Raw genomic sequence first — 25,564 nt, 5'->3', positions numbered from 1 at the left:
ATGAGAATCGACATGCAAGCACATTCCGTCGTTGAACGGATCGACGCGGTCGCCGCGCAGCGCAGGCAACGCGGCCGCGAAATTCTCGCGGAGCTGGCCGGCAGCGCCGGGCGGACCTACACCAGCCTGCTGCGTGAACGCGCACAGCAGCGCAGCGCACAGCCCGCGGTCGCGTACCGTGGGCGCATGCTGAGCTACGCGCAGTTGCTGGACGCGGTCGACACCGCACGCCAGTTGCTCCACGAGCGCGGCGTGCGCGAGCAGCAGGCGGTGGCGCTGCTGATGAACAACAGCGATCACTACCTGGTCTGGTATCTGGCGGTGCTCGGTCTCGGCGCGGTCGCCGTGCCGTTGAACAATCGCCTGGTGGCGGCTGAACTCGCCTTCATCCTCGAGCATTCGCAGAGCGTGCTGACCGTCTCCGAGCCGGCGTTCGCCGCGCTGCTCGGGCAGGTTCGCGACACGCATCGCGTCGAGGTGGCGCAGTTGCTGGTCGATGTCACGGCCGCGGTGCCGGTGGCAGGCTCGCCGCGCTACCGGCACGAACCGCGCATCGACGCAAATGCGCCGGCCGCTGTCTATTACACGTCGGGTACGACCGGCAAGCCGAAGGGCGTCGTGCATACCCATGCGTCGCTGTTCGCCGACGCGCTGCAATCGCCGGGCGCGTGGGAATACGACCACGACGATGCGCGCCTGCTGGCCGTCACGCCGCTGTTCCATATCGCCGCGCACACCTGCTTTTTCCCGGTGCTGTTCATCGGCGGCACGCTTTATATCGATCAATACGGCACCGAGTCCGCGATCGAACTGGTGCGCCGCGAGCGCATCACCGCGCTGTTCGCGGTGCCGTCGATCCTGCTGCTGATGGTCGACAAGGCGCGCGCACAAGGCGTCGTGCTCGATAGCGTGAAGACCCTCGATTTCGGCGCCGCGCCGATGACGATCGCGCGTCTGGGCGACGTGCAGGCGCTGTTCCCGAATGCGTCGCTGGTGCACGGGATGGGGCAGACCGAGTCGGGCGGCACGCTGGTGACGCTGCCGGGCGCGCTCGCGGTCGAGCGGGCCGGTTCGGTCGGTCTGCCGATGGCGGCCGTCGAAGTGGCGATCTTCGATGCCGACGACCGCGAATTGCCACGCGGTCAGGTGGGCGAACTGGTCGCGCGCGGCCCGAATGTGATGCGCGCGTATCTGCGCGACGAAGCGGCCACTAGCGCGACGTTGCGCAACGGCTGGCTGCATACCGGCGACCTCGGCTTCCAGAGCGACGACGGGCTGATCACGCTGGTCGACCGCAAGAAGGACATGATCATCCGCGGCGGCGAAAACATCTATTCGAGCGAGGTCGAGCAGGTGCTGCTCAGGCATCCGCTCGTCAAGGCGGCGGCGGTCGTCGGTCAACCCGATCCGCTGTTCGGCGAACAGGTCTGCGCATTCGTCGCGATCGATCCCGGGCAGGCGCCGCCAAATGTCGAAGCACTGCTCGCGCATTGCCGCGACAGTCTGGCTGATTACAAGGTGCCGGTGACTTTCCGCTTCGTCGAACAGATGCCGCTGACCTCGACCGGGAAGATCATGAAGGCGCAATTGCGTGCGATGTTGACTGCAATGGAGCAGGAAAATGCTTGAACAACGGACCAAACCCGATTTCGATGCCGTCGTGATCGGCGCCGGCATTACCGGCATGTACCAGACCTGGCTGCTGGAGCGGATGGGGCTGACGGTACGCGGCTACGAGGCGGGCTCGGATGTCGGCGGCACCTGGTACTGGAACCGGTATCCGGGCTGCCGGCTCGACACAGAAAGCTATGCGTACGGCTACTTCGCGCTCAACGGCATCATCCCGGAGTGGCAGTGGAGCGAGCGTTTCGCCGGTCAGGCCGAGTTGCTGCGCTACGCGCAATACGCGGCCGACAAAATGGACGTGCGCCGTCACTATGAATTCGAGGTACAGGTGAGCGCCGCGCATTTCGACGACACGCAACGCTGCTGGCGCCTGACACTCGCGGACGGCCGCGAGGCGACCTGCCGGTTCCTGCTGTCCGCGGTCGGGCCGCTGTCGGCGACGCGGATGCCGGCGATTCCCGGTATCGAAAGCTTCACCGGCCTGTCGTTCCATTCGTCGCGCTGGCCGCGCGATGCGGCGGCCAGCGCCACCGATTTCACCGGCAAGCGGGTCGGCGTGATCGGCACCGGCGCGACCGGCGTGCAGATCATCCCGGTGGTCGCGAAGACCGCGCAGCAACTGCACGTGTTCCAGCGCACGCCGAACTGGTGCGCGCCGCTCGGCAATCACGCGCTCGACCCCGAACTGATCGAGCGCTTGCGCGGCAAACCCGACGCTTTTCTGGACTTCATCAAGACGACCGAGACGGCGTTCCCGTATCAGCGTCACACGAAAAAAGCCCACGAGGCGAGTCACGAGGAGCGCGAGGCGCTGTTCGAATCGCTGTACGACATGCCCGGCTATGGCATCTGGCTTTCGGGCTACCGCGATCTGTTGACCAACCGGACCTCGAACCAGTATCTGGCGGATTTCATCGCCGCCAAGATTCGCTCGCGGGTGGCCGATCCGAGCGTGGCCGAGAAGCTGATTCCGAAAAATCATCCGTTCGGTACGCGCCGGGTGCCACTGGAGACCCGCTATTACGAGGTGTACAACCAGCCCAACGTCGAACTGGTCGATATCGGCGAATCGCCGATCGAGCGCATCACGCCGAACGGCGTGGTGGTCGGCGGCAGGGAAATCGAACTCGACGTGCTGATCTTCGCGACCGGTTTCGACGGCGTGACCGGCGCGCTCGACCGCATCGACATTCGCGGCAAGGACGGCCAACGTCTGAAGGAAGTGTGGGCCGACGGCCCACAGACTTATCTCGGACTCCAGATTACCGGCTTCCCGAACCTGTTCACGCTGGTGGGCGCGCACAACGGCGCGTCGTTCTGCAACATCGGCGTGTGCGGCGCGCTGCAGGTCGAATGGGTCGCGCGGATGATCGAACACATGCATCGCAACGGCCTCGAATACGCGGAAGCCGATCCCGGCTACCAGGCCGCATGGACCGAACAGGTGTATCAGGTCTACGCGAAAACCCTGCTGGCCGACAGCGACGCGTGGTGGGCCCGGGTCACACAGAACCCGGACGGCACGGTGACGAAGCGGGCGCTGATCTACGTCGGCAGCGCGCCCGATTACCGCGCGCAGTGCGAAAAGGCCGCGGAAAGCGGCTATGAAGGGTTCGTGCTGAATTGAGCATTCGGTATTGACCGGATGGCCGGTCCCGGCCGGCCCCGACTAGAATAACGAGATAGAAACTGGAAACGATTATTCCGTGCAGCAGCCCGGGCCGCACCGGATGGCTGAAGCCATCCGGGCAAAGGAGACAGCATGCGGTCGAAACTTTCGCGTTACATGACCAATCTCGAGCATTTCGCCACCGTGGTGGAGTACGGCAACATCAGTGCGGCCTCCACGGTGCTCGGGATTACGCAACCGGCGCTCACGCGCAGCATCATGCGGCTGGAGGAGGTGCTCGGCGCCCAGTTGCTGCATCGTTCGGCGCGCGGCGTGAGCGCCACCGAGTGCGGCAAGGCGATGCTGGACCATATTCAGGCCGCCGAATCGGAGCTGAACAAGGCGCTCGCCGTGGTGCAGGCGATTCGCGGCGACAACGAAAGCAGAATCACCTGCGGGGCGGGTTCGGTGTCGATGAACCATATCCTGCCGACCGCGGTGAGCCGGACCAAACGCAGGCTCGGCAAAATGCAGATCAATCTGATCGAAGGGCGGACGCATGAACTGCTGCACAAGCTGAAGAACTGCGAACTCGATCTGGTGCTGGGCATCGAGCAGCCCGACGGCCTGTTTTCCGATCTGATCAGCGAACGCCTGCTCGAAGAGGAGTTTTATTTCTGTGTGCGCGCCGGCCATCCGCTTGCCAGCGAAGCCGCGCTGAACTTCAGCGAACTGGTCAGCCGTGAACAACTGGTGATGCCGGTGCTCAGTTCGAGTCCGGTCGAACGCGCGCTCAATCTCGAACTGAGCCGCCACGGCTGCGAACTCGGCGACCATCGCGTCGAAACGCTGTCGCATGCGGTGATGCGGCACCTCGTGTACGAGGACGACTATGTCGCGTTCTGTTCGTCGATCTGGTTCCACGACGACGTGCACTCGGGTTCGCTCAAGGTGCTGAAGGGAAACTGGACGCTTCCGCAATTCGGCACGATGCTGTTCCGCCGCAGCGGCGAGGTGACGACGCCGTGGCTGTCCTATTTCATCAACGAAATCCGCAGCGCGGCGGCTGGCTTGCGCAGCGACGCCGCGCATACCGCGCCGCGGGTCGCGGCCGCGGCGTCCTGACCTCGATGGCTGGAGAAGCGCGGCCGCCCAGTTATCCGCTCAATTATCCGGATTACTCGCCACAAAACTCTTGAACGCGTTATACGGCGCGCTGATCGGCGTGCCGTTTATCATGATCCCGTACGTCTGGTCTCCGCTGTCGAGCACGTAGTACATCACCGACTGAACGTTGCTCGTCTTGCGCCCGCCGTAGTACTTGCCCAGCCGGCTCGTGACGAAGCTGGCGCGGTAATCCTCGTTCTTCTCCGGACCGGTATTCCATTCGGTGATGATGAACGGCACCCCATAGCGCGCCTTGCAGTAGGCGGGCAGATCGAAGCCCGGGCCCGCGCCGTCGCTGCCGATGTTGAAGATATCGCCGTACACCTCGTAGTTGTGCCAGGTCGTGATGTCCCAGCGCACCTTCGGATAGCCGCCCGAGCCGTCCGGTTGCATGCCGTCCCACAGCGCATCCGCCGCGCCGATGTCGGCGACGCAGAAGTTGATCCCGCATTTCGCGTCCGACTGCACGGCCTTCACGCCGTCGATCATCCCGCGCATCGCGCCGCGCATGATCGGCCAGTGCTGGTTGTTGAAGTCGACCACCTTGGTGCCGGCGTACGTGAAGTTGAGCACCGTGTCGTTCTGGCGCGTCAGCTCGTTGCCGCATTCGTAGATCGTCACGCCGTATTGCTTCAGCGAATTGGCGATGGTCATCGCCGCCTGCTGCGCGTGGTTGTACGCGGCCGATTCGCTGGTAAACAGATTGCCGACCGAATCGTAGATGCCGTGGTTGATCAGCACCAGCAGCGTCATCCCGTTCGACTGGAATGCCTGCGCGAGTTTGACGACCGCATTGATCTGGTTCGGATCGTCGGTACAGCCGACCCGATAGCTGGTGCACCCCATATCCTTCAGGATCGAGATGAGTTTGGCCGGCGTGTACGTGTAGTCGAAGTGGCCGTTCATCCCGTAGAACGAGCCCGCGGTGGCGGCGACCGCGACGCGCGGATCGCTGCACGGCAGCCACTGGTCGGCGTCGTTGCACACGTAGAACTGTCCGCCGGTGCCGACGTGCCAGATCCTGCCGCCGTACCACAGCAGCAGCGACACGTTGTACGTATTGCCGACGGTGCTGCCGTTGCGATAGATGACGCCGTTATTGACCGTCCACTTGGAGCCGTTCTTGTCGATGATGGTCGAGGCCGACGGAATCGTGGTCCCATCGGCCGAGGTGCTGGACACCTGGCCATAGGCGTTCATCAGATAGCTGCCGCCGACAGCCGTCAGGCAACCGAGAAATTGACGTCGAGTAATCATCGCGAATGCGTTTCCACCGGAATAGTTTTGAAAGAACACCGACAGTTGAATGTCGGAGTTTCAGAAAGACGACGAGCGCGAACCCATTACCCAGTACTACTGACTGGTAACGATGAGGTTCCACCCGCTTGATGCGTGGCAACGGAGCACGACTGCCTTACTGCCGCGTCGCGGCTGGCCGGTTCGTGCCGACTGGCCGCGACGGTTTGAGCCCGGAGCTCGCGACTCATGGCGCCGGTGCCATGACGATCCGCCGGCCCGGCATGCCGGGTCGGGGCGCTTCTCCGTGGAGGGTGACGACTTGCGTCGTCTGACTGATGCGCTGCGCCGACTCGTGAGTCGGAAAAAGTCACTGCGCTAGCCCGTTCGATGGGGGTGAATAATACCGGCTTTGTCGGATTATTTGGATGCTTCTTGCTCGATTAGCGGGAATTTTCCAGAGATCGCTTTTCGCGAAGAAGATCGGCCTTTTTTGTACCGGCCGGTGAATTCGTTCGGAGTCCGGAATCGGCTAATTCGACGGGGTCCGGTAAGAATTAGACATCCGTTCCGGGAACGCCGGTTGCGCCGCGACGCGCGATCAGTCAGGTTCGCGCGAAGGGCGATGAGAGAAGGGCGGGATCAGACACAATTACCGGCGCGCGCCGCTCGGTGACTCTGATGAAAATGCGCGCGGGTCGAGAACATTTTTTCGGAATCGACCCTGGTTATTCCGATCCTCCGCGCGCGCGTCGCGGCGACGGCGAGCGCTCATCCGGATGTGAGCCGCGCGCGCTTCATGCAAATAGGCGGACCGGATCAGTCCGCCGCCGCGCCGCATTGCAGTGTCACGCGGAAGCGGGCTGACCGTTGCCGCGGGTTCTCGCGCGTTGCCGGTCGCGCTTGTTCTCATACATCGCCGCGTCGGCGAGCGCGATCGCCTGATCCGCACTGACGAAGCGCACCGCGACCACGCCGACGCTCAGCGAGATTGGATCGGCCGAGTAGCGGCCCGACAGGCTCGCGCCATTGGCCGCCGCGGCGATGCGCGTGCGAATGTCGTCCGCGCTGCGGTTCGCGTCGGCGGCGTCCAGCGAGCCCGGGCTCACGAACGCGAATTCGTCGCCGCCCAGCCGCGCGACCATATCGCCCTCGCGCGTGACGCTGCGCACGAGGTGCGCGCACGCGGTCAGATGGCTGTCGCCGGCCGCATGGCCGTATTCGTCGTTGATCTTCTTGAAGTCGTCGAGGTCGATCATCCCGACGATCACATACGAGCCGTCTCGCGCGGCGCGCGCGAGCAGGCGGTTCAGTTCGTCGAGGAACGCGCGCCGGTTGGGCAGGCCGGTCAATGCATCGGTCAGCGCGGACTTCGCGAGGTACTCGTTCGACTGTTGCAGTTCTTTCAGCAGGCGCTCGCGCTCCAGATGCTGGGCGATGATCCGCGAGAACAGATTGAGCGCGCTGCGGGCACGCGGGCCGATCGTCTGGCTCTGCTTGCTGGCCGCGCACAGCGTGCCGATCACGAGGCCGTTGCTCGCGCAGATCGGCGCGCTCGCATAGGTCTCGATACCGAGTGCTTTGGCCGCGTCGCTGTCGGGCCACAGCGTGCTGACGCTGGAAGTGAAGCGGTGGCCTTCCTCGATACAGCGCTTGCACAGCGTGTCCGACCACGGCACTTCGAGGCCCTCGGGGATCCGCAGCTCGCCGCTGTTGCGCGCGAAGTCGACGAACTGGATGCCCGCGGCTTCATCGATCGAAGTCAGATACACCGACTCCAGACCGGTGACGATCTGCAGCATTTCGAGCAGCGGCCTCGTCAGCTGCTCCAGGCTTTCCGCCGAAGCCACCGATTCCGAAAGCCGCTCGAGCATTGATTCCATGAATACCTCGTTTGAACTGGAGTGGCTCAATTGAACAGGACTGTAACAGCACAGCCGCCAGTATATTTGACCGGATAGCCTGCTGATCCGGCCGGGCGTCGCGGTCAAAACGCCATGCCGGTTAGTACGGTTATCGGCATCGGCGCGCGGGATCTTTCGCGGACGGGGAAATCTTGCGGTGTCGAGCGCCGCGCAAGGAGCGACAGGCGCCCGCGACGCGCGCGAAAATGGATTACATTCTGTCGTCCAACAGGCCGGATCGACACAGTCGAGCCCGCGACCTTCGCAGCCTCAGTCAATTCTCAACGTAGAGGATCGTGAACCACCATGAGCACTCCAGCGGAAACAGCGAACAAAGACGGTCAGCGCGCGTTGCTGAGCACGCTCGGCATCCACAAGCCGATCATCCAGGCACCGATGGCCGGCGTCACCACGCCGGCGCTGGCCGCCGCGGTATCGAACGCGGGCGCGCTCGGCTCGCTCGGCGTCGCCGCGATGAACGCGGAGAATGCGCGCAAGGCGATTCGCCAGACCCGCGAACTGACGACCAGGCCGTTCAACGTCAACGTGTTCTGCCATCGGCCGGCCACCGCCGATGCGGCCGTCGAGCGTGCATGGCTCGACTGGCTCGAGCCGGTGTTCCGCCAGTACAACGCGACGCCGCCGCAAGCGCTCACGGAGATTTACACGAGCTTCGTCGTCGATGAAGCGATGCAGAAAATGCTGCTCGAAGAAAAGCCGGCGGTCGTGAGTTTTCATTTCGGCTTGCCGCCCGATGCGGTGATCGCCCGTCTCAAGCACGCGGGCATCCGGCTGCTGGCGAGCGCGACCGAGCTCGACGAAGCGGCCGCGGCGGTCGAGGCGGGCGTCGATGCGATCGTCGCGCAGGGGATTGAAGCGGGCGGCCATCGCGGCACGTTTGACAGCACCGCGCGCGACCAGCGCCTCGGCACCTTCGCGCTCACGCGCCTGATTGCGAGCGAGTTCGACGTGCCGGTGATCGCGGCCGGCGGGATCATGGACGGCGCCGGCATCGCCGCCGCGCTCGCGCTCGGCGCGCAGGCCGCGCAACTGGGCACCGCGTTCGTCGCCTGTCCGGAGACCGCGATCGACGACGCGTATCGCGCGGCCCTGCTCGGCGACGCCGCGCGTCAGACCACCTTCACCGCGGCGATCTCGGGGCGTCTCGCGCGCAGCATCGTCAATCGCTTTACCGCGCTCGGCGAGGACCCGCACGCGCCGCGCGTGCCGTCCTATCCGATCACCTACGACGCGGGCAAGGCGCTCAACGCGGCCGCCAAAGCGGCCGGCGAAACGGGTTACGGCGCGCAGTGGGCGGGGCAGGCCGCGCGCCTCGCGCGCTCGTTGCCGGCCGCCGAACTCGTCGCGCAACTGGAACGCGAGACGCGCGAGAGTATCGAGCGGCTCGGCAAAGGTTGGGCGTGAATTGAATGCATACGCGGGCTACGGCGTGCGTACACCCCGTAGCCCGCGTCGTCACGCATTAGCGCAACGCCTTACGCTCAATGCGCGGCGATCGTCACCGACCCGGTCAGCGCATTCGGATCGCGCGATGACGCCCCCGCGATCATCTGATAGACGCCACCGTTGAGCTTCCAAACGTGGTTGGTCGCATCCCATGTCGACAGCAGCTTCGGCGCGACCGACACGCTGACCTGCTGCGACTGCCCCGCCTGCAACGCGACCTTCTGCCAGCCGACCAGCCGCTTCGGCGGCTCGCCCAGACCGCTCGGCAACGCCGCATACACCTGCGCGATCTCCGCGCCCGCGCGCGAGCCGGTGTTTTTCACCGTAAACGTCACCGTCACGTTGCCGCTCGCGTCGACCTGCGCATTGAGCCCCGAGTAGCTGTAGCTGGTGTACGACAGCCCATAGCCGAACGGGAACAGCGGCGCGATCTGCTTGCCGTCGTACCAGCGATACCCCATCAGCAGACCTTCGCCGTAGGTGACGGTGGTGTCGGTCGCGGCGATGGACGGTTGCGGCAGGTCCGCGTCCCGCACCGGGAACGTCAGCGGCAGCTTGCCCGACGGGTTGACGTCGCCGAACAGCAGATCGGCGATCGCCTGGCCGCCCTGCACACCCGGATACCAGCTTTCGAGCACGCCGTGCACGTTGGAAAGCCACGGCATCAGCACCGGGCTGCCGTTTTCGAGGACCACGATCACGCGCTTCGCCTGCGCGGCAACCGCGGTGATCAGCGCATTCTGGTCGTAGCTCTGGTTGTAGCTGTCGGTGCTCTGGTCCGGCAGCGACAGGCTCGACAGGTCCGCGCCCTCGGTCTCCCATTGCGTCGCGAACACGATCGCCACGTCGGCCTTCGCGGCGGCGCTCGCCGCGGCCGCCGCGTCGGTGCCGTCGACGAACGTCACGCTCGCGTTCGGCGCCTTCGCCTTGATCGCATCGAGCGGCGCGGACTTGTACCAGGTCGCGCAGGTGCTCAGCAGCGGCGACGGCGACGCGCAACCGGACACCGCATTGCCGGCCGCCGCGGGCACCGCGCCCGAGCCGCCGCCCGACAGCACACCGGTATCCGCATGACCGCCGATCACGACGATCGACGACACGCTCGCCGCATTCAACGGCAGCACCGTCTGCGTATCGCCGCTCGCGACCGCGTTCTTCAGAAGTACCGACGACTGCTGCGCGACCTGCAACGCGAGCGCATTGCCGGCGCTCTGATCGACGCTGCCGCCGGTCGCCGGCGGATTATCGAACACGCCGTAGCGGATCATCGTGCGCAGCTTGCGCTGCACCATGTCGTTCAGACGCGCGAGCGGCACGCTGCCCGCGTTGACCGCGCTCGCCAGCGCGCTGCTGAAATACGAGTTGATCGTGAAGCCCGGAAACGACGCGCCGCCGCCGATATCGCCGGGTTCTTCCTCGTCCAGCCCGGCAACCGCCGCCGCAACCGTGCTATGGGTCGCGGTCCAGTCGGACTGCACCACGCCCTTGAAGCCCCATTCGTTTTTCAGGACCGTGGTCAGCAGATACGGGTCTTCGCACGCATACACGCCGTTCAGCAGGTTGTACGAGCACATCACGCTGCCGGGCTTGCCTTCGGTCACGCCGATCTCGAACGCGAGCAGCTCGGTCTCGCGCATCGTGCGTTCGTCGACGACCGAATTGCTGGTCATCCGGTTGGTTTCCTGATCGTTCATCGCGTAGTGCTTGATCGTCGCGATCACGTTCTGCGCCTGTGTGCCGGTCGTGCGCGCCGCGCTCAGCGTGCCGCTGAGCACCGGGTCCTCGCCCATGTATTCGAACGTGCGGCCGTTGCGCGGCTCGCGGGTCAGGTTGACGCCGCCGCCCAGACCCTCGCCGTAACCGAGCACGCGCAACTCGGTCGCGATGCGCGCGCCGTATTCGTTGGCCAGCGTCGGATCCCAGCTGGCCGCGAGCGCGAGCGGCGCGGGCAGCGCGGTCGCGTTCGAATTGGCGACGTTGACGCCGCCCGACGAATCGGCCATCGCGAGCCCCGGAATGCCGAGCCGCGCGATGCCGGGGATATAGCCGGCGCCGGCCACGCCGGCCGGGAACGGGCCGCCGATGCCGGCGTTGGGCATCCCCACGCCGTGCACGATCTGGATTTTTTCGGCGGTCGTCATCTGCGCGACCAGCGCGGCCGCGCGTGCGTCGGCGCGCGCATCCGGATCGCTCGGCAACGGCGGGTCACTGATGTTGTTGCCGTTGCCGCAGGCCGCGAGCACCAGCGCGACACCGCAAGCGATCGCGCTCGCGGCAAAGGGAATCGTCAGCTTCCTTCTCATCATCTCGCTCCGTGTTGTCGTTCTCTGTGATGCCTTTGTGGTGTTCCCGGCATCGCGATGCTGATTTATCGACGCGCGCCGGATCGGCACGCTACCGGCCCGTGACGCGCGCTGTTACGCTTGGCGGTCACGGTAAAACGCCGTAAGAAATTCTAGGGACGCGCCCGAAACGCGCTTGACCGTTGGGTGCAACGCTTGACCGGGCAGCGCTCAGGACAAACCCGCACCCGGCCCTGAACTGGAGGAGACAGAGTGGAACTGCGCCAGAAATCCGTTTCGGCCCGCATCTATCGCGGCCTGCTCGACGCGGCCGAACGCCGGGGCTTCGATCGCGCGAAGCTGGCCCGCGAGATCGGCATTCACGAGCCCGATATCGCCGCCGCCGATGCGCGGGTGGCCGGCGACAAACACGTCGCGCTGCTCAAACTCGCGGAACGCCACTTCACGCACCGCCCGCCCGACGGCGACATGCTCGACGGCCTGCTGTATTTCCCGGAACTCGCCGGCGTGCTGTGCAATAGCCCGACGCTGCGCGACGCGCTGCGCAATTACGTCGCCTATCGCGATCTGATCGGCAATGTCGACTGGCTGGTGATGCACGAGCACGACGATGAAATCGCGTTCGATTACGTGGTGGAAGGCGAGGGCCGCGACGCGTCGAGCGCATTGGGCAACTTCGCGCTGCTCGCGCGCGTCGCGCGCTTCTACGATCCGCGGCTGCGGGTCAGCGATGCGGGCATCACCGATGCGCGCTGCGACGCGCTCGTCGCGTTGCGCGACACGCTGGGCGCGCGCGTTCAGCTGGAGCGGACCCGCAACCGGCTGGTGCTGCAATCGACGGCGCTGGACAGCGCGTTCGACCTGTACAACGCGCCGCTGTCGAAGATTCACCTGCACGCGGCGCAGCGCATGCTCGAACGGATTCGCGAGCAGGGGCGTTTCGTGCCGACCGTCGAGCGCTGTCTGCGCGATGTGCTGCGCGAACAGGCCGACGAGAGCGAATCGAAGAGCTTGCAGGCAATCGTTTGCGAGAGGTTGTCGCTGACGCGCTGGACCTTGCAGCGCAAGCTCGCGGCCGAGCGCAAAACCTTCAGCGAAGTGCTGACGCAAACGCGCATCGACGAAGCGCGCGCGCTGCTCGTGCATACGCCGATGTCGATCAGCGAGATCAGCGAGCGGGTCGGGTTCGGCTCGGCGGCGGCGTTTACGCGCTTTTTCACGCGCGCGTGCGGGGCGCCCCCGGCGCGGTATCGCGGGCAGGGGCGGGCGTGAGCGGAGCGTGACACGCCGCGTTCGTTTCGACGTCCTACAATAATCCGGTTGTCTGGACCCGCGTCGCCGCTGCGAATCCGCGCGGCGCGCGCCGGTTGCTGTGCCGTTCCCGTCCCCGTGCGGCGCGTTCACCGATCCCGCACGGTTCCTTCCCTCTCAAGGAGTAAGCGATGCGAAAGATGCAGGCAGTGCAAGTAGCGAAAGCCGGCGGTCCGCTGGAACTCGTCGAACGCGAGGTGCCGGAACCGCCCGAAGGACATGTGCTCGTAAAGGTCCAGGCCTGCGGGATCTGCCATAGCGACTCGCTGACGAAGGAAGGGCACTGGCCGGGGCTGGCGTTTCCGCGCGTGCCCGGTCACGAGATCGCCGGCGTGATCGACAGGCTCGGCGCACGCGTCGACGAGTGGCAGGTCGGCCAGCGCGTCGGGGTGGGCTGGCACGGCGGTCACTGCGGCCATTGCGAACACTGCCGGCATGGCGACTTCGTGCTGTGCAAACGCGGCCAGATTCCCGGCATCAGCTACGACGGCGGCTACGCGGAATACATGGTCGCGCCGCAGGAAGCGCTCGCGCGGATGGCCGAGGACCTGTCCGACGTCGATGCCGCGCCGCTGCTGTGCGCGGGCATCACCACTTTCAATGCGCTGCGCAACAGCGGCGCGCGCGGCGGCGACGTCGTGGCGATTCTCGGCATCGGCGGGCTCGGCCATCTCGGCGTGCAGTACGCGCGCAAGCTCGGCTTCGTGACGGTGGCGATCGCGCGCGGCCAGGACAAGGCGCCGCTCGCGCAGCAGCTTGGTGCGCATCACTACATCGACAGCGCGTCGCAGAACGTCGCCGAAGCATTGCAGGCGCTCGGCGGCGCGCGCGTGATTCTGGCCACCGCGACGAGCGGCAAGGCGATGAGCGCGGCGCTCGGCGGCCTCGGTCTGAACGGCAAGATGATTATGGTCGGCGTGTCCGAGGAACCGGTCGAGGTGCCGATCACGCAGTTCATCATGGGCCGCCATTCGGTGCAGGGCTGGCCGTCGGGGACCGCGGCGGATTCGACCGAAACGCTCGCGTTCAGCGCGCTGGCCGGCGTGAAGCCGATGATCGAGGAGTATCCGCTGTCGCGCGCGGCCGAGGCCTACGAGCGGATGATGAGCGGCAAAGCGCGCTTTCGGGTGGTGTTGAAGCCGGGCGCGTAAAGAGTGAGCGGGGCGGGGCGCGCAGATCCACACTCACGCCCACGCCCCTGAACTCACTGCACGTTCGCCACTTTCCCGACATCCTCGGCCGGCATTTCGCGCACCACCCGGAAGCCGAGATAGCCGCGCCGCACGCTGACCGGCACCGCGGCGCGGCTCGCCGCCCGCACGAAAGACGGCACGTTCGACCACGACCCGCCGCGAATCACGCGCCGGTTGCAACTGGCGGTATCCCATACGCCGCCGTCGCCCGGCGCGCCGGTGTAGTCGTCGTGCCAGCAGTCGGCGGTCCATTGCCAGACGTTGCCGAGCACGTCGTACAGCCCGTACGGATTGGCCGGAAAACTGCCGACCGGCGAGCTGAAGGTCCACTGATCGACGCCTTGCGCATAGCCGCCGCAATTGGTCTGCTGCGCGCACACGTCGGGGCCGTAGTTCGCGTCCGCGCGGCTCAGTCCATCGCCCCACCAGCGCGCGCTGGTGGTCTGCGCGCGGGCCGCGTATTCCCATTCGGCCTCGCTCGGCAGCCGGTAGCGAGCGCCGGTCTTGCCGCTCAGCCAGGTCAGATACGCGCGCGCGTCTTCCCAGCCGACGTTGACGACCGGGAACGCGTCGCGGCCGTGACCGTCGTCGGACGGGCTGTACGCGCGGCAGCCCTGGTCGCGCACGCAGGCGTCCCACTCGGCGAAGGTCACGTCGAAGCGGCCGATCGCAAACGGCGTCGCGATATCGACCACGTGCTGCTGTTCGTTGCCGAAGCGGCCCGTTTCGCTGGCGGGCGAACCCATCACGAAGCGGCCGGGCGGCAGCGGCACCAGTTCCGGGCAGTCGCGGCAATCGCGAAACGGTTTTCCCGCGCTCGCGGTTGCAGTCCCAGTGCCAGTGCCATGCGCGGCGGCGCTATGCGCGAGCGTCGGCACCTGCGCGGACAGGTACAGCGACAGATTGGCGATCTCCGCGTCGGTCAACGCGCGCGCCGCGGTACTCATCAGCGGCTGGTTGCGCGCGCCGCTACGGAACGCGCGCAACTGCGCATCGAGATAGCCGGCGTACTGACCGGCGAGCCGCGGGTAGGCGGGCGTCGCCGAGTCGCCGGCCGGACCGTGGCAGGCCGCGCATGCGGGAACCGCGCGCGCCGGGTCGCCATGCGCGTACAACGCGCTGCCGGCGGACGCGTCGGCAGCCTGCGCGCCGGCCGATGGGCCAGCCTCGCAGGCGAGCGGCGCGGCGTGCACCGTGCCGCCCAGCTGCGTGCAGGTTCCCTTCGGGACCATCGTCCATTCGGTCGGATCGTGATCGTGTTGCGACAGCCCCGAGCACAAATGGAAGCAGGTGGTGTTCGCGCAGTCGTTATGGCCCGCGCTCGCGACGCCATAGCAGACTTCCTGCGCTTGCGCCGCCGGCGCGGCTGCGTGGGCGGCCGGCACCGCCGCGCTCGCGCACACCGCGGTCAGCGCCGCGCGCACCAGCAGTTGGCGGGCTTGCGCCGGCTGGGCCGTCATGCCGGTCACATCCATCACGCCGGTCACGCCGCCGCTCCGAGCATCGCGTCGTGCCGCTGCGGCAATCGCGCGGGCGCGGATGCGGGAGACGCCGAGGACGCCGGCGACAGCAGCCGCAACGGCGCATCGGCGGGACCGGCGTCGGCATCGCGGCCGACGCGCCGCAGATGATCGAGCAGCAACGCGGTATCGCCGGAGAGCGGCTGGCCGCGCGGCACCGCGATCTGCAATTGCAGCACCGCCCACGCATCGTCGAGCGCGACCGCGTGCAGACCGAGCGGCTGGCCGATCGCGCGGAACACCTCGTAGGGCACGAGGCCGACCCCGACGCCGGCCTGCACCATCCGGCACAGCGCGTCGAAACCGGACACATGCACGCGCGCCTTGAACGTGCGGCCGGCCGCGCTCGCCGCGCGCTGGCTTTGCCGGGTGACCCAGCAATTGCCTTGCAGGCCGATGTAATCGGTATCGAGCGTGTCGACGAACGGCACACTCGCGCAGCGCGCGAGCGCGTGATCGCCGCGCGTGACCAGCACCAGCCGGTCGCGGCGGTACGGATGAAGCTCGACGCCGGCATCGGCGAGATCCGGATTGGTGCAGATGCCGAGGTCCGCGTTGCCGTCGCGAATCGTCTGCGGCACGCTGCTGCTCGGCATTTCGTTCAGCTTGATGTGGACGCACGGATGCGCGGCCATGAAGCGGTTCAGATCGTCCGGAAAGAACTGGATGATCGCGGACAGATTGGCCGCGACCCGCACCGGCTGCGGCGCGTGCGCGCCGCATTCGCCCAGTTCGCTATTGAGGCGTTGCGCGCTCAGGATCATGTCGCGCGCATGGCGCAGCAGGATTTCTCCGGTGCGCGTCAGCGTCATTCCGCTTCGCTCCCGCACGAACAGCGCTTCGCCGAGCGCTCGCTCGAGTTCGTGCAGACGCTTGCTGGCGGCGGAAACGGCAATCGCCTCACGGCGCGCGGCCTGGGTCAGCGTGCCGTGCTGATGGATCGACAACAACAATTGCAGCGTCGTCAGATCGAGATGCTTCAATAGCGTTTTGAGTTGCATCGTCTCTGTCTCTCTTCTTATCGTTGATGTGCGAATCTCCGCCGCGTGACCGCGCGGCGGGCGCTGCCCGCGCCTGGGTCAAAGCGCGTTCGACAGCCACGGATAGCGCTGCAAATGCCGCGTTTCGAACTCGCCGATCTCGCTCGCGCGCCGCAGCGTCAGGCCGACGTCGTCATAGCCGTTGAGCAGGCAGTACTTGCGGAACGGATCGATGTCGAAGCGATAGGTGAGCGTGTGATCGAGCGTGCGCACGATCTGCTCTTCCAGATCGACATACAGGCACAGCACTTCGTGCTCGCGCGCCGCGTCGAACAGCGCGTCGATCTGCGCGGGTTCGAGTGTGATCGGCAGCATGCCGTTCTTGAAACAGTTGTGGAAAAAGATGTCGGCGAAGCTCGATGCGATCAGCACGCGGAAGCCGTACTGTTCGAGCGCCCACGGCGCATGTTCGCGCGACGAGCCGCAGCCGAAGTTCGCGCGCGTGAGCAGCACCGACGCGCCGCGCAGGTCGGGGCGGTTCAGCACGAAGTCGGGATTGAGCGGCCGCTGCGAGCAGTCCTGGCCCGGCTCGCCGTGGTCGAGGTAGCGCCACTCGTCGAACAGGTTCTCGCCGAAGCCGGTGCGCCGGATCGACTTGAGGAACTGCTTGGGCATGATCGCGTCGGTATCGACGTTGGCCCGGTCGAGCGGCACGACGATGCCTTCGTGGCTGGTAAACGGAGTCATGGAAATCGTCTCGGGTTGTTTTGTGGGGTTCTGCGCGCGGGCCGTCGCCTGGATGGCCCGCGGGTTTCGCGTTCCTGCGACGTTACAGCGAGCGAATATCGACGAAGCGGCCGGCAATCGCGCTCGCGGCGGCCATCGCCGGACTGACGAGGTGAGTGCGCCCGCCCGGCCCCTGACGTCCTTCGAAATTGCGGTTCGACGTCGATGCGCAGCGCTCGCCCGGTTTGAGTCGATCGTCGTTCATCGCCATGCACATCGAGCAACCCGGCTCGCGCCATTCGAAGCCGGCGTCAACAAAAATCTTGTCGAGTCCCTCGCGTTCGGCCTGCGCCTTCACGAGTCCCGAGCCCGGCACCACCATCGCGAGCGTCACGTTGGCCGCGAGCCGCTTGCCGCGCACAACCGCGGCCGCCGCGCGCAAATCCTCGATACGCGAATTCGTGCAGGAGCCGATAAAGACCTTGTCGATTGCGATCTCGGTGATCGGCGTGCCGGCGGCGAGACCCATATACGCGAGTGCTTTTTCCATGCTGTCGCGGCGCACCGGATCGGCTTCGGCGCGCGGGTCGGGCACGCGCGCGTCGACCGCGACCACCATTTCCGGCGACGTGCCCCAGCTCACGTGCGGCTTCACCGTGCTCGCGTCGATTTCGACGATCGCGTCGAACTGCGCGCCGGAGTCCGAGTGCAGCGTGCGCCAGTAGGCGAGTGCTTCGTCCCACTGTGCGCCGCTCGGCGCGAGCGGCCGGCCGCGCACGTAGTCGAGCGTGGTGTCGTCGAATGCGACCATGCCGGCGCGCGCGCCCGCTTCGATCGTCATATTGCAGATCGTCATGCGGCCTTCCATCGACATCGCGCGAATCGTCGAGCCCGCGTATTCGATCGCGTAACCGGTGCCGCCGGCGGTGCCGATCTTGCCGATCACCGCGAGGATCAGGTCCTTCGCGGTGGAGCCGGGCGGCAGTTCGCCGTCGATCTTGACCAGCATCGATTTCATCTTTTTCGTCAGCAGCGTCTGCGTGATCAGCACGTGCTCGACTTCGGACGTGCCGATGCCGTGCGCGAGACACGCGAACGCGCCGTGCGTCGACGTATGCGAGTCGCCGCATACGAGCGTCATGCCCGGCAGCGTGATCCCTTGTTCCGGTCCGATCACGTGCTCGATCCCCTGGCGCGGATCGAGCATGCCGAAGAACTGGAAGCCGTAGGCTTTCGCGTTGTCGTCGAGCGTGCCGACCTGCAGGCGCGAAATCGGATCGGCGATATGGCCGCCCGCGCGGCTGGTGGTCGGCACGTTGTGATCGGCGACCGCGAAATTCGCGCGGATGCGCCACGGCGCGCGGCCCGCCAGTCGCATCGCCTCGAATGCCTGCGGGCTGGAGACTTCGTTGATCAGATGGCGATCGATATAGAGCAGCGTCGTGCCGTCTTCCTCGGTGGCGATCGCATGCGTGTCCCAAAGCTTGTCGTAGAGCGTCTGCGGCATAGTCCAACCGGTTCGTGTGTAGGTCGGACGATGATAGAGCGCGCCTGCCGCGCCTCGCGTGCCAAGTTGCGATGCCAGCATTCTCGAAACGACAATGCTGCGGCTCAGCGCTTGCCGGTCAGAAAATTCACCAGCGCGGCGGCCGGCGCGGCGAGCCGTTCGTGACTGCGGCACACGATCATCAGCGTGCGCACCGCCCAGTCCTCCGCGATCGGCACCAGTTCGACATTCAGCGTATTGATGTACAACTCGCCGATCTGCTGCGGCACCGCCGCGACGCCGAGCCTCACGTGAACCATCCGGCACAGCGCATCGAGACTGCCGACGCGGATTTTCACGTCGAGCTTCGCGCCGAGCTTGCGCGCCTGCTCCGCGAGCAGTTTGGTCAGCGCGGCGTCGCTGCGCAGTCCGACGAAATGCTCGCCGACGATCTCCTGCAAGCGCACCGTCGTCGCGCCGCACAGCCGGTGACCGGCGGGCACCATCAATACCAGCCGGTCGCTGCGATACGGGCGCAGATCGAGACCCTCGGTGCCTTCGATCGCATTGCAGATGCCGAAGTCGACGTCGCCTTCGCGCACGCTGCGCAGCACGTTGACGCTGGTCTGTTCGTCGATCTGGATATCCACTTCCGGAAAGACCCGTTTGAACGACGAAATGTCTTCGGGCAGAAACTGCACGACCGCCGACAGATTCGCGACGACGCGCACGCTGCCTTTCGCGCCGCTCGCATAGCGCGACAGCTCGGCTTCCATCCGTTCGAGATTGCCGATCACCGCTTCCGCGTAGCGCATCACGGTTTCGCCGACCGGCGTGACCGAAATGCCGCGTGATTCGCGAATCACGACCGGCAGCCCGATCAGCGCTTCGATTTCGGCAATCCGCCGGCTCACGGCGGAAGGGGTGATGCATTCGCGTTCGGCGGCCCGTGCAATGCTGCGCTCCTGGCAGACGGCGACGAACAGGCGCAACGACGTGAGATCGAATTTTTTTAGTAGTTGCGTCATGGCGTGGGGGCTGCGCATTAATGCGCGGCGTGACCTTCAAAAGCCCGAGCGTATCACGCCGATTCGCGCTTCAGACCCAGGGATTTTAGGCACGATAATCGGTCCGCATAAAAACAATCCGCAAAATGGGAAATCGCGCACTCCGTTCGCCAAAAAGAAACTGAGGTTGAAAATTTGCGACTGGCCAATTCCACGCCGAGTAATTAACTTGTGATGAAAATTCATTTAGCGGCGCAACGACAGCACTGGCGCGGCCACGTCACGCTTACTCGTACGGCACCGGTCGATCGGTAATACGAACCGGTGCGGTTTATTCCGATGCATTACTTTCCCAAAGAGCATAACCGGAGCGCTGCAACATGACAGAAAACCCAATTTGTCTCTTATCCTTTATCGAGGATTTTGCAAAGCCTCATATTCTGGGAAATACCTCCGCGCCGCGTTGGCGTGAACACGGGCATACCGCCGCTTATGTTCTCGATATGCCGCTGCGCGAGCGCATTGTGGATGCGTCGCGGCGCCTCGCGCTCGATGCGCGTTGCGACGACACCGAGCGGCTCGACTATCTGCACCGCGTGCTCGGGAAGATTTACGACTATCGCTTCTCGGTGCCGGACGTCGACACCGCCAATATCGACGTGTCGCCGCTGTTCGCGGACGTGACCAGCCTGCTCGAAGCGGCGATGCTCGACGCCGAGATCGACCCGATCGACGAAGACCTGTTCTGGGCGATGCCGACCGACGGCGACGCATTCGTCGAATGGCTCAAGCGCACGATGTCCGATCATCCGGCGGCCGTGCATACGTTCTATCGCGAGTACCTGCGCGATACCGCCGACATCGACAGCCTGAAGGTTTTCCTCGCGCAGGAAACCACGCTCGATCCGCGTTTCGACGACATTCTCGCGCTGATGCAGGTCGGCACCAGCGGCGCCGAGAAGATGGAGATCGCGAAAAACTACTACGACGAGATGGGCTGCGGCGAAGAAACCGGCGTGCACACCTATCTGTTCAGCAAGACGCTCGATGCGCTCGGTATCGACACACAGTATGTAAACGGCGCGCTGCTGCCGGATTCGCGCGTGTCGGGCAATCTGTCCGCGTGTCTGGTGCTGAGCCCGCGGCATCACTACAAGGCGATCGGCTATTTCGGCGTGACCGAATATCTGGCGCCGCGCCGCTTCAAGGATCTGGTGGCGGGCTGGCGCCGGCTCGGCCTGCCCGAAGACGGCATCGCTTATCACGATCTGCATATCCGCATCGACGCGATCCACGGCCGTGCATGGCTCGATAACGTGATCCGGCCGCTGGTCGACCGCGATCCGCGCGTCGCTCGCGAGATCGCGCTGGGCGCGCTGATTCGCCTCAATTCGTCGGCGCGTTATCTCGACAAGCTGCAGACCACGCTCGCACCGCGCGGCGCTAGCGCGTGCGCCGAATCGCTGACCGCCTGAGCCCGTCACTTCGATGAGTTTCGATCGCAACCCCCGGCGAGCCGATAGCGCCCATATTCATCAGGGATCCTATGCACAGCCATGACGATCTCGTGCGGGTCGGCGCGGCGTCGCCGCTCGTGCAGGTGGCGCGCGAGGCCTTCCGGCTCGGCGAGGTGGATTTCCTGTGCTTCGGCGAGAGCGATCATCCGCCGCCCGCAACCGCGACCGCCGCGCTGAAGAGCGCGCTCGACCGCGGCGAGACCCGCTATCCGGACATTCGCGGCTTGCCCGCGTTACGCGTGGCGCTGGCCGCGTATCTGAGCGCGCTGCATCGCCGGCCGGTGAGCGAGACGCGCGTTGCGGTAACCGCGTCGGGGATGGCCGCGCTGAACGTTGCGTTCCTCGCGTTGCTGCGGGCCGGCGATGTCGCGGTGGTGGTGTCGCCGGCGTGGCCGAACCCGGCGAGTCTGGCCCGCACGCGCGGCGCAAGCGTCCGGGAAGTCGTGCTGAGCTACGGCGAGGAGGGCTTCTCGCTCGATCTCGACGCGCTCGAACAGGCGTTGAGCGGCGCGCGGCTGCTGTTCCTGAACTCGCCGAACAACCCGACCGGCTGGTGCGCGAGCGACGCCGAACTGCTCGCGATCCTCGCGCTGTGCCGCAAGCACGGCGTGTGGATCGTCGCGGACGACGTGTACTCGCGGCTGGTGTTCGACGGTCGAGAAGCGGCGCCGTCGCTACTCGATCATGCCGAGCCGTGGGATCGCGTGATCGTTTGCAACAGCTTCAGCAAGGCATGGGCGATGACCGGCTTTCGGGTCGGCTGGCTGGTTACGCCCGCCGGCGTGCGCGACGAGATCGGCGAGCTGATCGAGATCACGCACTCGGGCGTCGCGCCGTTCATCCAGCGGGCAGCCGTCGCCGCGCTGGCGGACGATGCCTTCGTCAGGGACTTCCGCGCGTATTGCCTGCGCGGCCGCGCGCTCGTCGACGACGCGTTCGAGGACATGCCGTGGGTCCGCTATCGCGCGCCGGCCGCGACCTTCTATGCGTTCGTGCAGATCGAAGGGCTGACCGACAGCACCGCGCTCGCGCTGCGGCTGGTGCGCGAGCAGCGTATCGCGGTGGCGCCGGGCGGCGCGTTCGGTGCGGGCGGCGAGGGTTTTATCCGGCTGTGCTTCGCGCAGGACAGTCACCGCCTCGGCCAGGCGGTGGCGCGATTGCAGCGCAGTCTGTTCGAAAACGTGGTGTTTGACCGATTCATTTCCTGAGGAGCACGAATTGCCCTACGTCAATATCAAGATCACCGATGAAGGTGTGACCCGCGAGCAGAAGAAGCAGCTGATCGCCGGCGTGACCGAGGTGCTGCAGAAAACCCTCGGCAAGAACCCTAAAACCACCACCGTGGTGATCGACGAAATCAACGTCGACAACTGGGGAATGGGCGGTCTGCCGGTGCCGGAATTTCGCGAGACGTTGAAACAGCAGTCCTGAATCAAGCAGTTGAAGGTGGATAGAAATGGGTAAAAGCGGGTAGAAGCGCGGCGCCGCTCGCGCATTCGAATTCTTGTGTGGTTCATCCTGAGAGAGGTTGTCATGCTGACTGTTTGGGGTAGAGAGCGTGGTTTGTGCGTGAAGAAGGTGCTTTGGTGTCTCGAAGACCTGGAGCTGAAATTCGACCGCATCGACGCCGGCCGCCAATACGGCCGTACCAACGAGGAAGAGTATCTGAAGATGAACCGCAACGGCCTCGTGCCGACGCTGGTCGACGACGGCTACGTACTGTGGGAATCGAACTCGATCATGCGTTATCTGGCGATCACGTACGGTCCGGCGTCGTTCTATCCGCTCAACAACGCGCGGCAGCACGCGGACGTGAACCGCTGGCTCGACTGGTCGATGGGCGCGCTGTGGCCGGATATCGTGCCGCTGTTCACGTCGCTGATCCGCACCGCGCCGGAAAAGCGCGACATGAATGCGGTGCGCACGCAGAGCGCGCGTCTGGTGAAGAACTGGGCGATCGCCGACGAATACCTCGCGGGCAAGAAGTACATCACCGGCGACGAATTCACGATCGCCGACATCTCGCTGGGCGTGCTCGCGCAGACCTACGACACGTTCGAACTCGACAACAAGCCGGTGCTGCCGAACTTCGAGAAATGGTACGAGCGCATCGCGCAGCGCCCGGGCTTCCAGCGCTATGCGGTGTTGCCGCCGGAACCGGATCCGACCTCGAATCACTGAGCGGCAGGTTAGGTACTGCCGGCGCGGCGGGACGCCCGCGCGCGCCGGCATGAATGGCCATGTACGGAATTGACCAGGGAGTGTCGATGCGATTCAACAGACGTCCGGAAGGATCGAACTGGGGGGACTTCGGAGCCGACGACCAGCTCGGAAGACTCAATTTGCTGACCCCGCAGAAAGTGCGCGAAGGGGCCGCCGAAGTACGCGAGGGCAAGTCGTTCTGCCTGAGCCTGCCGCTCGATCTGCCCGGCGGCAGCAAATGGAATCCGCGCCGCCGTCCGCCGTCGCTGTTTCCGGTGTTGCGCAACAACAAATCGAATATCAGCTACGAGCTGCGCCAGGACGAACCGTATCTGACCGACGTGTTGTGCGATCACCGCGTGACGCTCGATACCCAGTACTCCACACAATGGGATGCGCTCTCGCAGGTCGGCAGCCTGTACGACCTGGACGGCGACGGCAATCCGCGCAGCTGTTTCTACAACGGCTATGCGGCCGAGCGCGACATGTTCGGCCCGCTGGTGCGCGAGCCCGACGCGCACGGCAGCCTGCCGCCGGCGCCGACCCGCGCACTCGGCATCGAGCATATGGCGGCTACCGGCGTGCAGGGGCGCGGCGTGCTGATCGACCTCGAAGCGCATTTCGGGCGCGACAAACGCCGGGTCGGCTATCGCGATCTGATGCACGTGATGGACCGCGACCGGATCGTCGTCGAGCCGGGCGATATCGTGCTGTTCCATACCGGCTTCGCGCAGATGCTGGTCGATATGAACGGCGACCCGGACGTCGAGCGGCTCGAACACGCGGGCGCCGAACTCGATGGCCGCGACGACGCGCTGCTGCGCTGGATCGACGAAGCGCAGATCGCCGCGATCGCCGCCGACAACCACGCGGTCGAAGCCTATCCGGCCGGCAAGCTCGACGCGCCGCGCTATCCGACGCTGCCGCTGCACGAACTCTGCCTGTTCAAGCTCGGCATCCACCTGGGCGAACTGTGGTATCTCACCCCGCTCGCGCGCTGGTTGCGAGACAATGCGCGCAGCCGCTTTCTCCTCACCGCCCCGCCTTTGCGGCTGACGGGCGCGGTCGCGTCGCCGGTCACGCCGGTGGCGACCGTCTAGAGGCCTATTCCTATCGTCGATGAATACCTACACCCTCGGTCCCGGTACTGCGGATAACGCGTGGCAGCGCAATCTGGCGGTCTGCTTCTTCGGCTCTTTCATCAACATCGTCGCGATGACGCTGCTGTTGCCGTTTCTGCCGCTGTACGTCGAACAACTCGGCGTGCACGGCCACGCGGCGATCGTGCAGTGGTCCGGCATCGCCTACGGCGCGACCTTTCTGTCGGCCGCGCTGGTCGCGCCGTTGTGGGGGCGGCTCGCCGACCGCTACGGCTGCAAGCTGAACCTGATCCGTGCGAGCTTCGGGATGGTGGTGGCGATGTCGCTGATCGGGCTGTCGCAGAACATCTGGCAGCTCGTCGCGCTGCGGCTGTTCGTCGGGCTCGCCGGCGGCTATACGTCCGGCTCGTACGTGATCGTCGCCGCGCAGACGCCGAAGGAGCGTTCCGCGTGGGCGCTCGGCATGCTGGCCTCCGGCATCATGGCCGGCAATCTGCTCGGGCCGCTGCTCGGCGGCGTGCTGCCGCAATGGCTCGGCATCCGCATGACGTTCTTCGTCGCGAGCGGCTTCATCATGCTGAACCTGATCGCCACCGCGACGCTGATCCGCGAGGATCGCAACAGCATCGCCGCGAAAAAGAAGGCCAGCGCGGGCGCCGGCGGCGGCACGATTTCGGGCGCGCGCAACCTCGTGCTGTCGATGCTCGCGACCGCGATGCTGCTGATGTTCGCGAACATGTCGATCGAACCGATCATCACGGTCTATATGCAGCAACTGCTCGGCGAGTCGGGCAGCGTGACGCTTTACTCGGGGCTCGCGATGTCGGCGGCGGCGCTCGGCAGCATCACGTCGGCGTCGCGGCTCGGCAAGATCGCCGACCGGATCGGCGCGATGAAGGTCGTGATCGGCTGCCTCGCGGTGTCGGGGCTGCTGCTGATTCCGCAGGCCTTCGTCACGCACGCGTGGCAACTGATCCTGCTGCGGTTTTTGATGGGGCTGTCGTTGGGCGGCTTGCTGCCGTGTCTGACGTCGATCATTCGCCATAACGTGCAGGACGGCTCGGTTGGGCGCGTGCTGGGGTATTCGACGTCGTCGCAGTATGCGGGGCAGGTGCTCGGGCCGGTGGCGGGCGGTTTCGTCGGCGGTCATCTGGGGATGCGCTACGTATTCCTGATGACCTGCGTGTTGCTGCTGGGGAGCGCGTTGAGC

At 65.7% G+C, this 25,564-nt stretch carries 20 protein-coding genes; 12 read left to right on the top strand and 8 right to left on the bottom strand.

Features of this window, described 5'->3' with window-relative positions; genetic code table 11:
* The first annotated feature begins 12 nt into the window (after window positions 1-12).
* The 3 genes from BTH42_RS12780 (at window position 13) to BTH42_RS12770 (ending at window position 4,360) form a co-directional block, all read left to right on the top strand.
* Entirely contained in the window at window positions 13-1,629 is a 1,617-nt protein-coding gene (locus tag BTH42_RS12780; protein ID WP_075299756.1) for a class I adenylate-forming enzyme family protein, read from the top strand.
* Window positions 1,622-3,253, top strand: a complete 1,632-nt coding sequence (locus BTH42_RS12775) for an NAD(P)/FAD-dependent oxidoreductase (RefSeq protein WP_075299754.1) — start codon at window positions 1,622-1,624, stop codon at window positions 3,251-3,253. The genes BTH42_RS12780 and BTH42_RS12775 overlap by 8 nt, the downstream gene beginning before the upstream one ends.
* Before the next feature lie 135 nt (window positions 3,254-3,388).
* Window positions 3,389-4,360, top strand: a complete 972-nt coding sequence (locus BTH42_RS12770; protein WP_075299752.1) for a LysR family transcriptional regulator — start codon at window positions 3,389-3,391, stop codon at window positions 4,358-4,360.
* Between the two features lie 39 nt (window positions 4,361-4,399).
* Here the strand turns inward: BTH42_RS12770 and BTH42_RS12765 are convergent, their stop codons facing one another.
* Together BTH42_RS12765 and BTH42_RS12760 are read right to left on the bottom strand one after the other, a co-directional pair.
* Window positions 4,400-5,659, bottom strand: coding sequence for a cellulase family glycosylhydrolase (locus BTH42_RS12765; protein WP_075299750.1), 1,260 nt, complete (start codon window positions 5,657-5,659; stop codon window positions 4,400-4,402).
* Window positions 5,660-6,486: 827 nt separating this feature from the next.
* Window positions 6,487-7,521 (bottom strand): sensor domain-containing diguanylate cyclase, encoded by a 1,035-nt coding sequence (locus tag BTH42_RS12760; protein WP_075299748.1) that lies wholly within the window; start codon window positions 7,519-7,521, stop codon window positions 6,487-6,489.
* A gap of 327 nt (window positions 7,522-7,848) precedes the next feature.
* Here BTH42_RS12760 and BTH42_RS12755 point away from each other — a divergent pair, with 327 nt between their 5' ends.
* Complete coding sequence (locus BTH42_RS12755) at window positions 7,849-8,967, top strand: nitronate monooxygenase family protein (RefSeq protein WP_075299746.1); 1,119 nt, start codon at window positions 7,849-7,851, stop codon at window positions 8,965-8,967.
* A 77-nt stretch (window positions 8,968-9,044) separates the two neighbouring features.
* Here the strand turns inward: BTH42_RS12755 and BTH42_RS12750 are convergent, their stop codons facing one another.
* Entirely contained in the window at window positions 9,045-11,312 is a 2,268-nt protein-coding gene (locus BTH42_RS12750; protein ID WP_075300158.1) for a glycoside hydrolase family 3 protein, read from the bottom strand.
* A gap of 252 nt (window positions 11,313-11,564) precedes the next feature.
* Here BTH42_RS12750 and BTH42_RS12745 point away from each other — a divergent pair, with 252 nt between their 5' ends.
* Window positions 11,565-12,584 carry an AraC family transcriptional regulator gene (locus BTH42_RS12745; protein ID WP_075299744.1) on the top strand — a complete coding sequence of 340 codons (1,020 nt, stop codon included), beginning with the start codon at window positions 11,565-11,567 and terminating at the stop codon, window positions 12,582-12,584.
* A gap of 170 nt (window positions 12,585-12,754) precedes the next feature.
* On the top strand, window positions 12,755-13,774 hold the full coding sequence (locus tag BTH42_RS12740) for an alcohol dehydrogenase (protein WP_075299742.1): 1,020 nt from the start codon (window positions 12,755-12,757) through the stop codon (window positions 13,772-13,774).
* Window positions 13,775-13,827: 53 nt separating this feature from the next.
* Here BTH42_RS12740 and BTH42_RS12735 read toward each other — a convergent pair whose 3' ends face one another.
* From BTH42_RS12735 to BTH42_RS12715, 5 genes are all read right to left on the bottom strand, one after another.
* The gene (locus BTH42_RS12735) at window positions 13,828-15,303 is read right to left on the bottom strand and encodes an SUMF1/EgtB/PvdO family nonheme iron enzyme (RefSeq protein ID WP_075299740.1); all 1,476 of its coding nucleotides are present in this window, start codon (window positions 15,301-15,303) and stop codon (window positions 13,828-13,830) included.
* Window positions 15,300-16,337 carry a LysR substrate-binding domain-containing protein gene (locus BTH42_RS12730; protein ID WP_075299738.1) on the bottom strand — a complete coding sequence of 346 codons (1,038 nt, stop codon included), beginning with the start codon at window positions 16,335-16,337 and terminating at the stop codon, window positions 15,300-15,302. Before BTH42_RS12730 ends, BTH42_RS12735 begins: the two co-directional genes overlap by 4 nt.
* Window positions 16,338-16,415: 78 nt before the next feature.
* Window positions 16,416-17,063, bottom strand: coding sequence for a 3-isopropylmalate dehydratase small subunit (leuD, locus tag BTH42_RS12725; RefSeq protein ID WP_075299736.1), 648 nt, complete (start codon window positions 17,061-17,063; stop codon window positions 16,416-16,418).
* A gap of 82 nt (window positions 17,064-17,145) precedes the next feature.
* Window positions 17,146-18,549, bottom strand: a complete 1,404-nt coding sequence (leuC, locus tag BTH42_RS12720; protein WP_075299735.1) for a 3-isopropylmalate dehydratase large subunit — start codon at window positions 18,547-18,549, stop codon at window positions 17,146-17,148.
* A 104-nt stretch (window positions 18,550-18,653) separates the two neighbouring features.
* Window positions 18,654-19,556 (bottom strand): LysR family transcriptional regulator, encoded by a 903-nt coding sequence (locus tag BTH42_RS12715; RefSeq protein WP_075299733.1) that lies wholly within the window; start codon window positions 19,554-19,556, stop codon window positions 18,654-18,656.
* Window positions 19,557-20,038: 482 nt separating this feature from the next.
* Between BTH42_RS12715 and BTH42_RS12710 the strand changes: the two genes are divergently transcribed.
* The 6 genes from BTH42_RS12710 to BTH42_RS12685 form a co-directional block, all read left to right on the top strand.
* Entirely contained in the window at window positions 20,039-21,010 is a 972-nt protein-coding gene (locus BTH42_RS12710; RefSeq protein ID WP_178392160.1) for an iron-containing redox enzyme family protein, read from the top strand.
* Between the two features lie 71 nt (window positions 21,011-21,081).
* Window positions 21,082-22,260, top strand: a complete 1,179-nt coding sequence (locus tag BTH42_RS12705) for a pyridoxal phosphate-dependent aminotransferase (protein ID WP_075299731.1) — start codon at window positions 21,082-21,084, stop codon at window positions 22,258-22,260.
* A gap of 10 nt (window positions 22,261-22,270) precedes the next feature.
* Window positions 22,271-22,483: a 2-hydroxymuconate tautomerase family protein gene (locus BTH42_RS12700; RefSeq protein ID WP_075299729.1), complete on the top strand. Its 213-nt coding sequence runs from the start codon at window positions 22,271-22,273 to the stop codon at window positions 22,481-22,483.
* Between the two features lie 102 nt (window positions 22,484-22,585).
* Window positions 22,586-23,233, top strand: coding sequence for a glutathione S-transferase family protein (locus BTH42_RS12695; RefSeq protein WP_075299727.1), 648 nt, complete (start codon window positions 22,586-22,588; stop codon window positions 23,231-23,233).
* Between the two features lie 86 nt (window positions 23,234-23,319).
* Window positions 23,320-24,354, top strand: a complete 1,035-nt coding sequence (locus BTH42_RS12690) for a cyclase family protein (RefSeq protein WP_218642008.1) — start codon at window positions 23,320-23,322, stop codon at window positions 24,352-24,354.
* 19 nt (window positions 24,355-24,373) lie between these two features.
* On the top strand, window positions 24,374-25,564 hold a 1,191-nt coding region (locus tag BTH42_RS12685; RefSeq protein WP_075299723.1), incomplete at its 3' end, for an MFS transporter.

It is taken from the genome of Burkholderia sp. SRS-W-2-2016 (assembly GCF_001931485.1).
Classification (GTDB): Bacteria; Pseudomonadota; Gammaproteobacteria; order Burkholderiales; family Burkholderiaceae; genus Paraburkholderia.
This window is presented reverse-complemented; position numbering and strand designations above follow the sequence as displayed.

Excerpts from the sequence above, each read along its gene's own strand:
- BTH42_RS12780 (WP_075299756.1), top strand. The coding sequence starts at position 13 with ATGCAAGCACATTCCGTCGTTGAACGGATCGACGCGGTCGCCGCGCAG.
- BTH42_RS12775 (WP_075299754.1), top strand. The coding sequence starts at position 1,622 with ATGCTTGAACAACGGACCAAACCCGATTTCGATGCCGTCGTGATCGGC.
- BTH42_RS12770 (WP_075299752.1), top strand. The coding sequence starts at position 3,389 with ATGCGGTCGAAACTTTCGCGTTACATGACCAATCTCGAGCATTTCGCC.
- BTH42_RS12765 (WP_075299750.1), bottom strand. The coding sequence starts at position 5,659 with ATGATTACTCGACGTCAATTTCTCGGTTGCCTGACGGCTGTCGGCGGC.
- BTH42_RS12760 (WP_075299748.1), bottom strand. The coding sequence starts at position 7,521 with ATGGAATCAATGCTCGAGCGGCTTTCGGAATCGGTGGCTTCGGCGGAA.
- BTH42_RS12755 (WP_075299746.1), top strand. The coding sequence starts at position 7,849 with ATGAGCACTCCAGCGGAAACAGCGAACAAAGACGGTCAGCGCGCGTTG.
- BTH42_RS12750 (WP_075300158.1), bottom strand. The coding sequence starts at position 11,312 with ATGAGAAGGAAGCTGACGATTCCCTTTGCCGCGAGCGCGATCGCTTGC.
- BTH42_RS12740 (WP_075299742.1), top strand. The coding sequence starts at position 12,755 with ATGCGAAAGATGCAGGCAGTGCAAGTAGCGAAAGCCGGCGGTCCGCTG.
- BTH42_RS12730 (WP_075299738.1), bottom strand. The coding sequence starts at position 16,337 with ATGCAACTCAAAACGCTATTGAAGCATCTCGATCTGACGACGCTGCAA.
- leuD (WP_075299736.1), bottom strand. The coding sequence starts at position 17,063 with ATGACTCCGTTTACCAGCCACGAAGGCATCGTCGTGCCGCTCGACCGG.
- leuC (WP_075299735.1), bottom strand. The coding sequence starts at position 18,549 with ATGCCGCAGACGCTCTACGACAAGCTTTGGGACACGCATGCGATCGCC.
- BTH42_RS12715 (WP_075299733.1), bottom strand. The coding sequence starts at position 19,556 with ATGACGCAACTACTAAAAAAATTCGATCTCACGTCGTTGCGCCTGTTC.
- BTH42_RS12710 (WP_178392160.1), top strand. The coding sequence starts at position 20,039 with ATGCCGCTGCGCGAGCGCATTGTGGATGCGTCGCGGCGCCTCGCGCTC.
- BTH42_RS12705 (WP_075299731.1), top strand. The coding sequence starts at position 21,082 with ATGCACAGCCATGACGATCTCGTGCGGGTCGGCGCGGCGTCGCCGCTC.
- BTH42_RS12695 (WP_075299727.1), top strand. The coding sequence starts at position 22,586 with ATGCTGACTGTTTGGGGTAGAGAGCGTGGTTTGTGCGTGAAGAAGGTG.
- BTH42_RS12690 (WP_218642008.1), top strand. The coding sequence starts at position 23,320 with ATGCGATTCAACAGACGTCCGGAAGGATCGAACTGGGGGGACTTCGGA.